Origin of the sequence: Streptomyces virginiae, assembly GCF_000720455.1 — a bacterium.
GTDB classification, from domain to species: Bacteria; Actinomycetota; Actinomycetes; order Streptomycetales; family Streptomycetaceae; genus Streptomyces; species Streptomyces virginiae.
Map to the genome: position 1 here is coordinate 123876 of NZ_JOAK01000007.1, position 16091 is coordinate 139966.

Annotated in this window: 7 protein-coding genes; 3 read left to right on the plus strand and 4 right to left on the minus strand. The window is 74.1% G+C overall.

The genetic code is table 11. The features are described 5' to 3' along the window. Positions 1-24: 24 nt before the first annotated feature. Together IG86_RS0114750 and IG86_RS0114755 are read left to right on the plus strand one after the other, a co-directional pair. A complete protein-coding gene (locus IG86_RS0114750) occupies positions 25-4743 on the plus strand; it encodes a non-ribosomal peptide synthetase (protein ID WP_051785176.1) in 4719 nt (1572 codons plus the stop codon). Then, positions 4740-6449 (plus strand): AMP-binding protein, encoded by a 1710-nt coding sequence (locus IG86_RS0114755; protein WP_051785177.1) that lies wholly within the window; start codon positions 4740-4742, stop codon positions 6447-6449. Before IG86_RS0114750 ends, IG86_RS0114755 begins: the two co-directional genes overlap by 4 nt. 76 nt (positions 6450-6525) lie before the next feature. On the opposite strand, the gene IG86_RS0114760 is transcribed toward IG86_RS0114755, so the two are convergent. Next, on the minus strand, positions 6526-7881 hold the full coding sequence (locus IG86_RS0114760) for a cytochrome P450 (protein WP_045937002.1): 1356 nt from the start codon (positions 7879-7881) through the stop codon (positions 6526-6528). Positions 7882-8012: 131 nt separating this feature from the next. Between IG86_RS0114760 and IG86_RS0114765 the strand changes: the two genes are divergently transcribed. Beyond that, positions 8013-8720, plus strand: coding sequence for a 4'-phosphopantetheinyl transferase family protein (locus tag IG86_RS0114765; RefSeq protein WP_051785178.1), 708 nt, complete (start codon positions 8013-8015; stop codon positions 8718-8720). Here IG86_RS0114765 and IG86_RS0114770 read toward each other — a convergent pair. The 3 genes from IG86_RS0114770 to IG86_RS0114780 are packed head-to-tail and all read right to left on the minus strand — an operon-like array spanning position 8680 to position 16078. Next, positions 8680-9948 (minus strand): MFS transporter, encoded by a 1269-nt coding sequence (locus IG86_RS0114770; RefSeq protein WP_030897140.1) that lies wholly within the window; start codon positions 9946-9948, stop codon positions 8680-8682. The two genes, IG86_RS0114765 and IG86_RS0114770, sit on opposite strands and share 41 nt — an antisense overlap. Next, positions 9945-10697, minus strand: a complete 753-nt coding sequence (locus IG86_RS0114775) for a thioesterase II family protein (RefSeq protein ID WP_051785179.1) — start codon at positions 10695-10697, stop codon at positions 9945-9947. Before IG86_RS0114775 ends, IG86_RS0114770 begins: the two co-directional genes overlap by 4 nt. Continuing rightward, complete coding sequence (locus IG86_RS0114780; RefSeq protein WP_063761529.1) at positions 10694-16078, minus strand: type I polyketide synthase; 5385 nt, start codon at positions 16076-16078, stop codon at positions 10694-10696. The genes IG86_RS0114775 and IG86_RS0114780 overlap by 4 nt, the downstream gene beginning before the upstream one ends. Positions 16079-16091 lie beyond the last annotated feature (13 nt).

The following is a 16091-nucleotide window of genomic DNA, read 5'->3' on the forward strand; positions in this document are numbered from 1 at the left end:
CCGCTGGTCGATACGGGGGAACCGATGTCCGAACTCTCCGCTGTGCCCATTCCCGACCAGGACGAGGGCCTGACCCGGCTCCGCGACCTGCTGGCCGGGGTCAACAGTGACTACGACCGCCAGGTCGATCCGCAGGAGCCCTTGATCCTCGACTCGTTGGACGCCGTACGCTTCAAGTCCGCGATCGACACCGCCTGCACGACCGACCTCCCGCTGGAGATCTTCTTCGGCCACTGCACGCTCGAGACGCTCGCCTCGGCGCTGCTCAACCATGGTACGGACGGCGGGGCCGTCCCGCAGCTGGTTCCGTCACCCGGCCGCGACCACGAGCCCTTCGAACTCACCGACGTCCAGCAGGCCTACTGGCTGGGCAGCCGGGGCTTCGACCTCGGCGGGCGCTCCGCCCACTTCTACGTCGAAGTGGACCTTTTCGCCGCCGACCGCGCGCGCGTCGAGGAGGCCTTCAACACCCTCATCGGCCGCCACGGCATGCTGCGGGCGACGCTGCTGCCCGACGGCCGCCAGCAGGTGGCGCGGGAGGTCCCGTACTACCGCTTCCGCCACGGCGACCTGAGCGGGCTCCCCGAGGCCGACGGACGATGTCGCCTCGAAGAGACCCGCGAGGAGATGGCCGCCCAGGTCTTCGACCCGCACACCTGGCCCCTGTACGACATACGCACCCACCAGCTGGACCCCGGCCGGCTCCGCCTCCACATCAGCGTCGACCTCCTCTTCGTCGACGCGGGCAGCATCCAGGTCCTGCTGGCCGAGTGGATCCGCCTGATCCTCGACGCCGACTCCCTCGGTGCGGCCCCCGAAGCCACCTTCCGCGACTACCTCGACGGCGTCGCCGCCCACCGCACGCAGCCCGGCCACGAGCAGGCCCGCGCGTACTGGCTGGACCGCGTCGACACGCTGCCGCCGGCTCCCGAACTGCCCGTCCGGGCCGTCGCCCACGCCCAGGCCCCCGCCTTCGTACGCCGCGAGCGCAGGCTGCCCGGCCGGGTGTGGCGGCAGGTCCGCGACCGCGCGAACGCCCTGGGCGTCACGCCGTCGGTGCTGCTGTGCGCCGCGTACGCACAGGTGCTGCGCACCTGGAGCCGCTCGTCCCGGTTCACCCTCAACCTGACCCTCGCCGACCGGCCGCGCTGGCACGCCGACATCGACCGGCTGATCGGCGACTTCACCAGCACGATCCTGCTGGAGTGCGACCTCGGCGGCGCACCGGACCTGGCCACGGCCGCGACCCGGATCCAGGAACAGCTGCGCCGCGACCTCGCCCACGCCCGCTTCAGCGGTGTCGAGGTGCAGCGCGAGCTGGCCCGCCGAGGGGACGGCACCCAGGCGCGGATGCCCGTCGTCTTCACCAGCCTGCTGCGCGAGCAGGACAGCCTCGGCGCGCTCGAAGGCATGGTCTTCGAGACCGGATACGCCGTCTCCCAGACCCCGCAGGTCTACCTGGACAACCAGGTCGTGGCCCGCGGCAGCGACCTGCTGATCAGCTGGGACGCCGTCGAGGAGGTTTTCCCCGAGGGCGTGCTCGACGACATGTTCACCGCCTACGTCGACCTGGTCGGGCGCATCGCGGAGCAGGAGCGGCCCGCACCGGTCGGCCTGCCGGAGCGGCAGCTCGCCGTCCGCAGGTCCGTGAACGACACCACGGGTCCGCAGCCCGGCGAACTCCTGCACGCCGCGATCGGCCGGCAGGCCGCCGCACACCCCGACGCGCCGGCCGTGATCAGCGCCGACGCCACCCTCACCTACGGGGAACTCGACCGCCGCGCCGACGGGATCGCCCACCGGCTGCGCGAGCTGGGCGCGGCGCCGAACACCCTGGTCGCCGTCCTCATGCACAAGGGCTGGGAGCAGGTCCCCGCCGTCCTGGGCGTGCTCCGCGCCGGCGCGGCCTACCTGCCCGTGGACGCGGGCCTGCCGCGCGAGCGCGTCGACCAGCTGCTGGAGGCGGGCGGGGTGAGAGTGGCGGTCACCCAGCCCGGCGCCTACGTCCCGCAGGGCGTCACCGGCCTGACCGTGGAGCGGGAGCCGGGACGTGACGCGGCGGACGAACCGGTCCCGGTCCCGGCCGCGGCCACCGGCCCCGACGACCTCGCCTACGTCATCTTCACCTCGGGCTCGACCGGCCGCCCCAAGGGCGTGATGATCAGCCACCGCGCCGCGGTGAACACGGTCGACGACATCAGCACCCGCTTCGCCGTGGGCCGCGAGGACCGGGTCCTCGGGCTCTCCTCGCTGAGCTTCGACCTGTCCGTGTACGACGTCTTCGGCGTGCTCGGGGCGGGCGGGGCGCTGGTCCTGCCCGCGCCCGGCGAGTCCCGCGACCCCGGCCGCTGGGCGGCCCTCGCGGACGAGCACCGGGTGACGCTGTGGAACACCGTCCCGCCGCTGCTCGAACTGCTGGTGGAACACTGCGAGCAGCAGGGCGCGGCCTTCCCGCGATCGCTGCGGACGGCGCTGCTCAGCGGCGACTGGATCCCGCTGAGCCTGCCCGGGCGGGTCCGGGCCGTCTCCTCCGGAGCCCCCGAACTGATCAGCCTGGGCGGCGCGACCGAGGCCGCGATCTGGTCGATCTGGCACCCGATCGAGGGCATCGACCCCGAGTGGCGCAGCATCCCGTACGGCACCCCGCTGCGCAACCAGACCTTCCACGTCCTCGACGCGGACCTCACCGACAAGCCGGACCACGTCACCGGCGACCTCCACATCGGCGGCGTGGGCGTGGCCCGCGGATACTGGGGCGACCCCGAGCGCACCGCCGCGCAGTTCATCGTCCACCCGGCCACCGGGGAGCGGCTCTACCGGACCGGCGACCTCGGCCGCTACCTGGCCGACGGCACCCTCGAACTCCTCGGCCGGGACGACTTCCAGGTCAAGATCGGCGGTCACCGCATCGAGCTGGGCGAGATCGAGGCCGTACTCGGCGGACACCCCGGCGTCCGCACCGCGGTCGTGGTGGCCCAGGACGGCAAGCGGCTGATCGCCTACGCCGTGCCCGAGAGCGGAGCCGACTTCGCCCAGGACGAGCTGCGCGACCACCTCGCCGCCAAGCTGCCCTCGTACATGGTCCCCGCCGTCGTCATGACCCTGGACCGGCTGCCGACGGGCGCCAACGGAAAGCTCGACCGGCGGGCCCTGCCGGTACCGGAGGCCGTCGCGCCGGGCGACGAGCCGCCCGCCACCCCCGTCGAGGAGGCGCTGGCCCGCGCCTGGGCGTCCGTGCTCCCCGTGGAGCGGATCGGCCGCCACGACAACTTCTACGCGCTCGGCGGGGACTCCCTCCTCGGCGTGCGCGCCGTCGCCAAGGCTGCCGAACAGGGACTGCACCTCACGCTCGCCGACTTCTTCGCCCGTCCGACCATCGCCGAACAGGCCGGGTGCGCCACCGACCGGCCCACGGCCCTGGCCGACCAGTCGGAGATCACCGGGCGCGCCGGCCTGTCGCCCAGCCAGCTCTGGTTCTTCGAGCAGGACTTCGCCGCCGCCGACCACTGGAACGGCATGTGGCCCGTCTTCGAACTCGACCGGCGGCTGGAACCCGGCGCGCTGCTCCGGGCGCTGGCCACCGTGCTCGCCCACCACGACGGACTGCGCGCGCGCTTCCGCAGCGACGAGCGCGGCCCCTACGCCGAACTGCCCGCCATGCGCACGCCGGACGGCTCCCGGGTCACGGAGGTCGACCTCGGCCACGTCGCCGACGCCGACGTGGAGGCGGAGATCGCCCGGCACGTCGCGCTCCGCAACAGCGCCCTCGACCTGGCCGACGGCATGACCGTCCAGCTCACCCAGTTCGACCTGGGCCCGCACCGCAGGCCCAGGCTGCTGGTCAGCGCCCACTGGCTGGTCATGGACTACTACTCCTCACGCGTCTTCTACGAGGACCTGCGCACGGCCTACTTCGCCGTCGAGCGGGGTGACGAACCGCAACTGCCGCCCAAGACGGCCCCGCTGCCGCAGGCCGCCGAGCAGCTGCGCGCGCACGCCGCGAGCGAGCAGGTCGAGGCGGAACTGCCGTACTGGAGCCGGCTCGCCGACCTCTCGCCGCCCCCGCTGCCCGTCGACCACCGCCTCGGCCCCAACACGCAGGCCTCCGCGGTCCGCCACTTCACGGAGGTGACCGGCGAGACGGCAGCCGCCGTGGTGACCGGGCTGCCGCGGCGGCTCGGGGTGGAGATCCGCGAGGTGCTGCTCACCGCACTGGCCCGGGCCGTCACCGCATGGACCGGGCAGCCGGAACTGGTCGTCGAGATCGAGGGGCACGGCAGGCAGACCGCCTTCGGCCCGCTGGACATCTCCCGCACCGTCGCCCGCTTCTCCACGCTGTCCCCGCTGGTCCTGCGCCCCGGCGAGCTCGCCGACGTACGCGACCGGATCCGGGAGATGCCCCACCAGGGCGTCGGATACGGCCTCCTGCGCCACCTGCACCCCGATCCCGCCGTACGGGCCCGGATGGCCCAGGTCCCCGTCCCGGAGATCGGCTTCAACTACTGGGGCGACGTCAGCGAGTACTTCACCGGTGACGCCCGTCCCGTCGTGGACTCCTTCGGCCACCACCGCAGCGACCTCGGGCACCGCACCCGGACCCTCGACCTGATGGCGATGGCCTCGGACGGCACCCTGCGCCTGGTGTGGACCTACAGCACCAACCTGCACACGGAAGCGACCGTCCGGGCCCTGGCCGACCGCTTCATCGACGAACTGCACACGCTGGCGCGGAGCGCCGGATGAACGGGGAAGAGAAGACCATGGACCACCCGCGTCCCGAGGACATGTTCGGCGCGGTGACCGTGCCCGAGGTGCTGGAGCTCGCCGCCGCCACCCCGCGGGGCATCACCGTCGTGAACCGGCAGCTCGACCAGACCCCGCTGCCCTACGCGCTGCTCGCCGCCGGAGCGCGCCGGGTGGCCGGCGGGCTGGTCAGGGCGGGCGTGAACAGGGGCGACCGCGTCGCGATCGTCTCCTCGACCTCGCCCGGCTTCCTGCTCAGCCTGTTCGGCGCCTGGCGGGCGGGCGCCGTGCCCGTCATCCTGCCCCTGCCGCACCGGCTGTCGGACCTGCCGGAGTTCGTCGCCGAGGTCAACCGCCGGCTCGACCACGTGGACGCGCGCTGCGTCGTGGTGGCCGACGCCTTCGGCGACTTCGTGACCGGCCGGATCACCGGCGATCGTCCCGTGCTGACCTGCGGCGACCTGGCCGCGGAGCGCGAGGAGATCAGCGGGCCCGTCGAGACCCGGCCCGACGACCTCGCGTACCTGCAGTTCACCTCGGGCACCACCGGTCTGCCCCGCGCGGTCGCGCTCACCCACCGGCAGATGCTCACCAACGCCGCCGTGTGCTGCGAGCGGCTGGAGCTGGAGCGGGACCGCAGCGTGCACGTGAGCTGGCTGCCGCTCTACCACGACATGGGCCTGATCTCCGTCCTCTCCGGCATGGCCTACCGGATCAAGCTCGTCCTGCAGCCTCCGGAGGACTTCCTGGCCCGCCCCGACTCCTGGGTGGACGCGCTGTCCCGGTTCAAGGCCACCAGCACGGTCGCCCCGAACTTCGCCTACGGCCTGGCCGCCCAGGGCATGCGGCTGCGCCCGCGCGACCTCGACCTGTCCAGGCTGGAGGTGTGCGGGGACGGCGCCGAGCCGATCCGCGCCGGCACGCTGGAGCAGTTCGCCGAGGCCGGCGCGGTCTACGGGCTCAGGTCCCGGGCGATGACGCCGATGTACGGGATGGCCGAGGCGACGCTGGCCGTCGCCATGGGGGAGGCGACCCGGCCGCTGGTCTGGGACCACGTCTCCCGCGACGGCCTGCAGGCGGGCGGTGTCGCCCGTCCGGTGCCCGCCGACGCCCCGGACGCCCGCGCGCTGGCGGTCTGCGGGCCGCCGGTACCCGGCGTCCGCGTCGAGATCAGGGACGCGGACGGCAAGCCGCAGGGCGAGCGGCAGGTCGGCGAGATATGCGTGAACAGCCCCTCGCTGATGCAGGGTTACTGGCAGGACCCGGAGGCGACCGCTGCCGTCCTGCGCGACGGCTGGCTGCACACCGGTGACCTCGGCTACCGCACCGAGGACGGCGGCGTCGTCGTCTGCGGCCGGATCAAGGACATGATCATCGTCTCCGGCCGCAACCTGTACCCCGAGGACTACGAGCACGTGGCCGCCAAGGTCGAGGGCGTACGTCCCGTGTGCGCTGCCTTCGCCGTGCCGGACACCGAGCGCATGATCGTGGCCTTCGAGTCCGCGAAGGGCGTGGAGAACCACGAGGAGGTGGCCGCGCAGGTGATGAAGCGGCTGCGCGAACACCTCGGCCACGCCCCCGACAAGGTGGTGGCCCTGGAGAAGGGCACGATCCCGCGCACCTCCTCCGGCAAGGTCCAGCGCGGCCTGTGCCGGGAGCGCTACCTGACGGGCCGGCTGGAGGCCCTGGCGGAGGTCGCCCGCTGACGCCGGCCGTGGCCGCCCCGGTGCGGGGCGGCCACGGCGCGCGGGGCGGCCGGCCCGGCGCCGGCCCGGAGCCGGCTCAGCGGCGGCGGCTCACCACGAGGCGCGCACCCCGGGAGGGGATCAGCGTCACGTGGTGGGCCTTCTGCTGCTCCGGAGCGGCCCGGTCGGGCCGGATCTCGTACCGCTGGAGCACCTCGCGCAGCGCCACGGTCGCCTCCAGCAGCGCGAAGCCGGCGCCGATGCAGCGGCGGGCGCCACCGCCGAACGGGATCCAGGTGTTGGCCGGGGGCTGGCCGTCGAGGAAGCGCTCCGGACGGAACTGGTCGGGCTGGTCGTGGTAGGCCGGGTCCGACTGCACCATGCCGATGGCGGGCATCACCGTCGCGCCCGCGGGCAGCCGGTAGCCGCCGACCGTGAGCGGCTTCGTGAGTTGCCTGGCCACCTCGTACACCACCGGCTTGAGCCGCAGCGCCTCCTTGGCGACGGCCGTGAGGTACGCGTCGTCGCCCTCGTCCGCGGCGCGCTGTGCCCGGCGCAGCTGTTCCGGTTGGCGGACCAGCTCGTGCAGGGCCCAGGCCAGGCCCGTGGCCGTGGTCTCGTGCCCGGCGAGGAGGAGGGTGATCAGCTGGTCGCGCAGTTCCGCGTCGGTGAACCCGCCGCCCTCCTCGTTCTCCGCGGCCTGCAGCAGGCGCGACAGCACGTCGGTCCTGCTGTGCAGGTCCGCGGCCCGGCGCCGCTCGGTGATCTCCGCGTACAGCAGCTTGTCCAGCCCCCGCTGCAGCCCGATGTGGCGGCGCCACGGGCCGACGCGCTGCAGCAGCGGATAGGGCAGCCCGAGCAGGGTGACGGGACCGATGTCCGCGATGCCGCGCACGAGCGGGCGCATCCGCCTCAGCCGTGCCTCGTCGGTCACCCCGAACACCACCTGGAGGATCACCTCCAGGGTCAGCGCCTGCATCCGCTCGTGGGAGCTGAACACCGTCCCCTCGGGCCAGCTCTCCACCTCCGCCCGTGTCAGCTCGCCGACCATCTGCTGGTAGCCGGAGAGCGCCGCGCCCGTGAAGGCGGGCATCAGCAGACGGCGGGACCTGCGGTGCTCGGCCTCGTCGGTGAGGAGCACCGAGTGCTCTCCCAGCGCCGGCCCCATGATCGCGTTGCCCTCGCCCGCGTGCAGGACCTCCACCGGACCGCCGAAGACCGTCTTGATGTCCTCCTGCTTGGTGAGGATCACCAGATGGCGGGTCGGCGTCGTGAGCCGGAGCGTGAAGACGTCCCCGTGCCGTCGCTTCAGCAACGGGAACAGCCGGTGGCGGTACTGGGCGAACAACAGGGTCTGGACCACCGCGGGCAGCCGCAGACCGGGCGGACGTTTCGTCGAGCCGGTGACGGGCGCCGATATGGAGGTCGGCAGATCATCGATACCGCTGGTCATTGCGGAAATCCCCCTCGGTGAACGAACTTCTGTGTTTCGTTCGAATGCAATTGCCGGTCCCGACTCACGCTAGCAGCCGCAACGACCCGCAGAAATGGCGGAAGAACGGTTCCGGTCGCTAGGGTCCTGAAGTGCTCGAACTGATCCTTCCGACCGCCGTGGCATGCGCCGAGAGCTTTGCCGACGTACCCGAATCCACGCTTCTTCCCGAGGAATTGGAAGCACTCGGGACAGCGCGCCACGAAGGGCGCCGACGGGAGTTCACGACGGTCCGGCACTGCGCCCGGCGGGCCCTCGCGGACATCGGCGTACCGCCCGTCCCGGTACTGCCCGGCGAGCGGGGGGCGCCGGTGTGGCCGCACGGAGTGGTCGGCAGCATGACGCACAGCGCCGGGTACCGCGCGGCCGCCGTCGCGCTCAGCGACCAGGTACGGGCCGTGGGGATCGACGCCGAACCCCACGCGGCGCTGCCCGGGCGGACGCTGGGGGCGGTCACCCTCCCCGAGGAGCGGCAGCGGCTGGCCGCCCTCGCCGCGGACTTCCCCCAAGTGCACTGGGACCGCCTGCTGTTCTGCGCGAAGGAGGCCGTCTACAAGGCGTGGTTCCCGATGACGCGGCGCCGGCTCGGCTTCCGGGACGCCTCGGTCACGTTCGATCCGGCCGGCGGGACGTTCCGGGCCGCCGTCGTGGAAGGAACGGGGGCGGAGCCGCCCGCACCCCTCGTCTACGAGGGACGCTGGGCGGCCGCCCCGCACCTGCTCCTGGCCGCGGTCGTCGTGCCGGCCGGCCCCGCCGCCGTCAGGAATCGGCCGGATTGCGCCACCCCGCCGCCGAGTTGAGCGGCGAGAGCAGCGCCCCGAGGCCGACGAGCAGGCGCAGCCCGCCCGCGATCGCGATGATCAGGTACATGTTGTGCCACCGCTGCTCCAGCACACCGCCCAGCACCGAGGCGACCGGGATCGACATGAAGGCGATCATCCGGGTGGTCGCGACCACCCGGCCCAGCATCTGCGGGGGCACCGTGCGCTGGCGCAGGACGAACCAGCTCACCATGTTCACGGTGCCGATGCCGTAGATCAGCGCCCACAGCACGGAGATGCTCACGACGTCCCGCAGCGGGATCAGCAGGACGATCCCGGCGCCCGCCAGCACCGTCCCCGCGATGACGACCCGCCCGGGCGCGAAGCGGCGGCCCAGCCAGGGGCACACGGCGGCCCCCAGCACCGCGCCGGCGCCCTGCGCGGCGAACACCACCCCGATCAGTGCCGGCGACATCGACTGGTAGTCGCTCAGGTAGTAGACGAGGTTGGCCTGCACCAGCCAGGTGCCCAGATTGGCCAGGGCGAACAGGACCGCCCCGCTGAGCAGGGGACGGTTGTCCCGGGTGATGTGCACCAGGGAGTCCTTCACCTCCCGCAGCAGGTCGCGGCGTACCGGCTCCGTCCCCGCCCCCTGCGCGGCCGGCGGTTTCGACCTGGTCCTGATCGCGACCATGGCCAGGGCCGACACGGCGAACGTGCCCGCGTCGGCCCAGATCGCGCCCTCGTAGCCGACGGCCGCGATGAGCACGCCGGCCACGGCGGGGCCGGCGAGGCTCATCACGTTGTCGCCCATCTGCATCCAGGCGTTGGCGCGTTCCAGGTCCTTGTCGCGCACCAGGTCGGGCACCATCCCCTGGAACGCCGGGTAGTACAGCGGTTCCACGCACGCCAGCAGGAACGCCGCCAGGTAGACCAGCAGCACCGACGAGGACCCCGAGGTCACGACGAGCGCGAGGACACCCGCGAGCACCGTCGCCGCCAGGTCGCCCACGACCAGGATCCGCCTGCGCTCGAACCGGTCGGCGATGACGCCGCCGGACAGCGAGAGCAGCAGCAGCGGCGCGTACTCCAGGGCGTACACCACCGCCGTGTTCAGGGCCGAGCCGGTCAGCTCGAACACCATCAGCGGCAGTGCCAGGCGGTAGATCCAGTTGCCGAGCCCGGACACCACGAAGGCGAACAGCAGCAGCTCGTACGGTGCGCCGAGCCGCCGTTTCGCGAGCGCGGCGCGGACGTCCGTACTCATCCGGCCACCGCGCGCACCAGGCCGAGCACGGCGGTCCGCCGCGGCCGGAGGTAGAAGTGGTCGCCCGGGAACATCCGCAGCCCGAACGGGCCGGACAGGTGCTCCCGCCACGCCTCCAGCTGTTCCAGCGGGATCGAGTCGTCGGTACCGCCGAGCACGGTCGCCGGCACCGGGACGGGGCCGGCCGCGGCCGGCCGGTACGTCTCGATGACCTCGTAGTCGGCCCGGAAGTACGGCAGCACCATCCCGCGCAGTTCGGGATGCTCGCGCAGCTCCGCCGGGACTCCGCCGTGGCGGCTGTCCATGACGTCCAGGAACTCCTCCTCGGGCAGGTCGTGGATGCGGCCCCGGTACGTGACCAGGCCGGGCGCGGGCCGGGCGGAGAGGAAGACGTGCCGCGGCACGGGCCCGCCCGCCTCCGTCAGAGCCCGGGCCAGCTCGAAGGCGACCAGTGCGCCGAAGCTGTGCCCGAAGAACACCATGGGCAGGTCCGTCTCCAGCTGCCCGGCCAGTTCCTCCACCAGCGGGCGCATACGGGTGTGCGGGCGCTCCTTGACCCGCGCCCCGCGGCCGGGGAGCTGTACGGCGCACACGTCGACGTCCTCGGGCAGGTAGCGGTGCCACCGCGCGAACTCGGAGGCGGACCCGCCCGCGTGGTGGAAGCAGTACAGCCGCAGCCGCGCCCGCTCGCGCTGCTCCCCGCGCACGGACCAGCGCGGTTCCGTGTCGTCCCGTACGGGCGCGCTCACCGGGTCCCCTCCGTCCGGCCGCGCAGCTGGGCGGCCAGGGCCGAGATGGTGGGGAACTCGAAGAGCATGCCGATGCTCAGCTCGACGCCCAGCCGGTCCCGGACCTCCGCGATCAGACCGACGGCGCTGAGCGAGTCCCCGCCGAGGTCGAAGAAGTCCGCGCCGTGGTCGATCGAGCTCATGCCGAGGGCGGCCCGCCAGGTCTCCTCCAGCAACTCGGCGATGTCCGGAGCACCGGCCCCGCCGCCGCTGCCGGCGGCCGGTACGGCGACGGACCCGGGCTCGGGCCGCGCCGCCTCGGCCGGGGCGGGAACCCGCGCCGGGGCCGCAGCCGGAGCCGGCACCGGGGCCGGCTCCGCGGTGGCCGCCGCAAGCGGCGCCCGCGGCGTCTCGGGCGGCACCGGTACCCCGTCGCGGTAGGGACGTACGGTGACCTGGCGCGCCGGGCGGCCGCTCAGCACGTCGAACAGCAGGGCCACGCCTTCGCCGGGCGGGATGCCGTCCGAGGACGGCAGTCCGGCGGGCTCCGCCGGGGGACGCTCCCCGGCCGGCGGACCGGCCTCGAAGGGATTGCCCTCCACCTTGCGCATCGTGAAGCCGCGCACGGAGACCGCCACCACCCCGTCCCGGTCCACCAGGTCGATGTCCGACACGAGCACTCCGCCGCCGTCGCCGCCGCGTACGTGCCGTACGTGGCTGGTGAACTCGGCCGGCAGGTCGCGGTACACCGTGACCGCGGAGTACAGCAGCGGCAGGTGGTGCGCGTCCTCGCGGCGCCGGGTGAGCGCCGTCGCGCTGTCGAGCAGCGCGGGGTGCAGCGGCCGGCCGTCCGCCTCGGCGCGGAAGCGCTCGTCGAGAGCGAGCGAACCCAGCTGCTCGTCCGCACCGCGGCGCAACGCGGTGACGTTGAGCCAGTGCGGCCCCAGTTCGGCCAGGTCCCCGGCCCCGGACGCGTCGACGGTCTCCGTCATGCGCGCGGCCACCGCCGCCAGGTCCACCTCGGGCGCGGACGGCTCCGCCGCGACCCCGATGCGGCCGTCGCAGTGCACGGTGGAGCCGGTCCGGACCGAGAAGGCCCAGGTATCGGCGCCGCGCGGTTCGAGGACGACCCTGACCCGCTCCGTCCCGTCGACGAACAGGGGCCGGCGGAACACCACTTCCCGCAGGTCCACCGGTACGCCCGAGAGCCGCGGGCACACGTCCCGGGCAGCGCGCACCACCAGGTCGAGATGACCGGTGCCCGGCAGGACCGCCCGCCCGGCGAAGCGGTGCTCGTCGAGCACCCAGTCCTTCTCCGTCAACTCCTCCTCGTACACCAGCGCTTCCGGGGCCCGGCGCTGTTCCGCCGTCCACGCGGACAGCGGCTCACCGCTGCCCGGGTCCACGGTGGACCGGGCGGCCATCCCGACGCTCGCCCAGCTCGGCCAGTTCACACTGACGCAGCGCTGCCGGGAGACGGCGGCGTGGGCGTCGAGGAAGGCGTTGGCCGCCGCGTAGTCGGCGCTGCCGACCAGCCCCGAGATCGAGGCACGACTGGAGAAGGACGTGAAGAAGTCCAGACGGGGCCGGTCCGCGAACAGCCGCTCCAGCACGAGCGTGCCGAGCAGCTTGGGCCACAGCACCGCCCTGACCTGCTCGGGCGTACGGAAGGCGATCATGCCCTCGCCGGGCAGCCCGGCCGCGTGCAGGACGCCGTGGATCTGGCCGGCCGAGTCCTCGACGCGCCGCACCAGGGCCCGCATGGACTCCTCGTCGGTGACGTCGCCGCGTTCGGCCAGCACCGTCGCGCCGAGCCCTTCGAGACCGGCCACCTCCTCGGCGGCGGCGTCGGTGAGGCCGGAGCGGCCGACCAGGACGAGGGTGGGCGCGAGACCGGTCTCGGCCAGCCCGCGGGCGACGGCCAGCCCGAGGCCGCCGAACCCGCCGGTGATCAGATACGTGCCGTTCGGGCGGACCGGGGGCTCGGTGGCCGGCTCGTGCGGGACGGGCACCTCCACCGGCACCCAGCGCCGGTCGCCGCGCAGCGCGACCACCGCCGGCCACTGCGGCTCCTGCACCTGCTGGGTGATCAGGTCCGCGTCCGTGCCCGGCGAAACGTCGAGCAGCATGCACTGCGCGCCGGGCACTTCGAGCGGTACGGTCCGGGCCAGCCCGGCGAGCGCCGCCTTGGCCGGGTTGACGATCTCGCCGCCGGACACGTCGGCGGCCTGCGCGGCGAGCAGCAGGAACCGGGCGGGCAGCCGCAGCCGGGAGTGCCGGACCACGGTCTGGACGAGGGCGTACGCACTCTCCACGCCCGCGGCGGCCTGCGCCTCGACCGTGTCGGGGGTGGCCTGAGGCCAGGGCTGCGCCGCGAGGGCGTGCACGTAGACGGCGGGCTCCTCGCCCCGGGCCAGCAGCCCGTCCAGCACGGAACGCAGGCTGTCCGGCCGTGCGGGCACCACGCGGTGCCCCGCCCGGCCCAGTACGGCCGTCACGTGCCGGGCGGCGTCCGGGTCCTGCGGCAGCAGCGCCAGCGCGACGCTGCTGCGGTGGCGCGGCGGCCGTGTCCCGGTGGGCAGCTCCTCCCAGCGCATCACCGACAGCGGTGACGGCGCCGCTACGGGAGCGGCCTCCTGCACGGGCGCGGCCGCCGGGGCCGCGGACGGCTGATCGTGCGTGTCCGCAGTCCCGGGCCGTTCCGGTTCGGGCACGGTGGTCCCGGACTCCTGCGGCGCCGTCGGCGCGGGCGGGCTGATCCAGTGCCGCTCGCGCTGGTACGGATAGCCGGGCAGGGAGATCCGGCGGGCCGGACGGGCCGGGCCGACCGCTTCCCAGCGCAGGTCGTGGCCCTCGGTCCACAGCGCTCCGGCCGCCGCGAGGACGGCCTCCCGGTCGCTCCCTGCGGGGCCGAGGCCGGGTACGGCCAGGGCGTCCGCGCCGTGCCGGCGCGCCAGGGTGGACAGGGCGCCTCCGGGGCCGGCCTCCAGCGTGGTGAGCCGCTGTCCGTCCAGGAGCCGCGCCAGCGCGGGCCCGAACAGCACCGGGGTGGTCAACTGCCCCGCCCAGAAGGAGGGGTCGACGGCCTGCCCGTCGGTCATCGGCAGGCCCGTGGCGGCCGAGACCACCGGGATCCGCGGCGCGGACAGGGACACGCCGTCGAACGCCTCCAGGAAGCGTTCGGCGGCCGGGGCCATGGCCGGGCTGTGGAAGGCGTGCGAGGTCGCGAGCAGCTTGCACTGCACGCCGCCCGCGACCAGCCGGGCCTCGACCGCGGCGATCGCCTCGGCGGGGCCCGCGAGGACGCTCTGGCGGGGGCCGTTCACCGCCGCCAGCACCACCCCGTCGGCGGCCCCGCCCAGGAGTTCCCGGGCCTCCCGTTCACCCAGGGACACCGCGAGCATCGAACCGGCGGGCATGGCCTGCATGGCCTGCGCCCGCGCGGTCACCAGCCGCAGCCCGTCCTCAAGGCCCGTCACCCCCGCCACCACGGCCGCGACCAGCTCGCCCACGCTGTGGCCGAGCAGCGCGACGGGGGCCACGCCCCACGCCCGCCACATCGCGGCCAGCGAGACGCCGACCGACGCCAGCAACGGCTGCGCGTACTCGGTGCGCCCCAGCAGCTCGGCGGCGTGCGGCCCGCGCCACGCCGGTTCGAGATCGAGCCCGAGCCCGGCCACCGTGTCCAGGCACTGGCGCATCGTCTCGGTGAACGTCGCGTCGTACCCCATCAGTCCGGCGGCCATCTCCGGGCGCTGGGAGCCCTGCCCGGGGAAGAGCAGCGCGACCGGGCGGGCGGCCGCTCCCTCCGCCGGGCGGATCACGCCGCGGCCCTCCGCGTCGGAGAGCAGGGCCACCGCGTCCCGGGCCGATCCGGCGACGGCGGCCCGCCGCACCCGGTGCGCGGTCCGGCCGCCGCGCAGCGTCGAGACGGTGTCCACGAAGGCGTCCTCGCCCTGCCAGGTGAGGTGCCGGGCGAGCCGCGTGCGGACCTCCGCCTCGGCCGGCTCCGTACGCGCCGACCAGACCAGCAGTTCGGGCCCGTCGGCCGGGGTGCCCGGCCGGGCGGCCGGGCCCTGCTCCAGCAGGACGTGCGCGTTGGTGCCGCCCACGCCGAACGAGCTCACGGCGGCGGTCCGCGGCCGCTCGCCCCCGCCCGGCCAGGCGTCGCGCTGGCCCACGACCCGGAAGGGCGTCGCCCCCAGGTTCAGCTTCGGATTGGGCTCGGTGAAGTGCACCGTGGGCACCAGCTCGCCGTGCTCCAGGCACAGGACGGTCTTGATGAGACCCGCGACGCCGGCGGCCGGGCCGAGGTGGCCGATGTTCGACTTCACCGAGCCGAGGGCCACGCTCGACGGGGTCAGCCCGCCGCCCTCGGCCAGGAAGCGGTACGCCGAGGTGAGCGCCTCGATCTCGATGGAATCGCCGATGTCCGTGCCGGTGCCGTGCGCCTCGACGTAGTCGACGTCCCCGGGCCCGAGCCCGGCCACGGTCATCGCCTCCACGACGGCCCGCGTCTGCCCGTCCACGCCCGGCGCGCTGAAACTGACCCGGTCCGAACCGTCGTTGGTGACGGCCGAGCCGCGGATCACGGCCCGCACCGGGTCGCCGTCCGCCAGCGCGTCGGCGAGCAGCTTCAAGGCCACCACACCGCCGCCGTTGCCGAAGACCGTGCCGTTGGCCTTCGCGTCGAAGGGGCGGCAGACGCCGTCCTGTGAGTAGATGCTGCCCGGCGCCCAGCGGTAGCCGTGCCCGTACGGCAGCTCGATCTCCGTACCGCCCGCGAGGGCGACGTCGCACTCGCCCGAACGCAGCGCCTCGCACGCCAGGTGCACGGCCACCAGGGAGGTGGAGCAGGCGGTGGCCACCGACAGGGCGGGCCCGGTCAGGCCCAGCCGGTAGGAGGCGGTGCTGGCGACGTAGTCGTTGTTGTTGTAGATGTCCAGGGACAGGGCGCCCGCGCGGGCCGCGAGCTCCTTGTTCGCCCGGATGTTGAACTCGGCGTACCGGTTGGAGGCGGCGCCGCCGTACACGCCCACCGTGCCGGGCACGGCGAACGCGTCGTAGCCCGCGTCCTCCAGGGCCGAGTGCGCCAGCTCCAGGAAGAGCCGCTGCTGCGGATCGCGCATGGAGGCCTCGCGCGGGGTCATCCCGAAGAACGCGGCGTCGAACCGGTCGGCGTCCTCCAGCAGCGGGACCCGGCGCACGTAGTGCGGGTCCCCGAGGTGCCGTTCCTCGACGCCCGCGGCCCGCAGCTCCTCGTCGCCGAGGGTGCTGAAGCAGTCCTCGCCCTCCGAGAGGGCCAGCCAGAACTCCTCCAGGTTCCGCGCGCCGGGGAACCTGCCGGCCATACCGACGATCGCGACGGGTGCTGCGGTGTGTTCGTCGGTCGTCACGTTCATGTCCTGCTTCTCC

What these genes read in the sequence shown, in the direction of transcription:
- IG86_RS0114750 (WP_051785176.1), top strand. Translation starts at nt 25, where the DNA reads ATGTCCGAACTCTCCGCTGTGCCCATTCCCGACCAGGACGAGGGCCTG.
- IG86_RS0114755 (WP_051785177.1), top strand. Translation starts at nt 4,740, where the DNA reads ATGAACGGGGAAGAGAAGACCATGGACCACCCGCGTCCCGAGGACATG.
- IG86_RS0114760 (WP_045937002.1), bottom strand. Translation starts at nt 7,881, where the DNA reads ATGACCAGCGGTATCGATGATCTGCCGACCTCCATATCGGCGCCCGTC.
- IG86_RS0114770 (WP_030897140.1), bottom strand. Translation starts at nt 9,948, where the DNA reads ATGAGTACGGACGTCCGCGCCGCGCTCGCGAAACGGCGGCTCGGCGCA.
- IG86_RS0114780 (WP_063761529.1), bottom strand. Translation starts at nt 16,078, where the DNA reads ATGAACGTGACGACCGACGAACACACCGCAGCACCCGTCGCGATCGTC.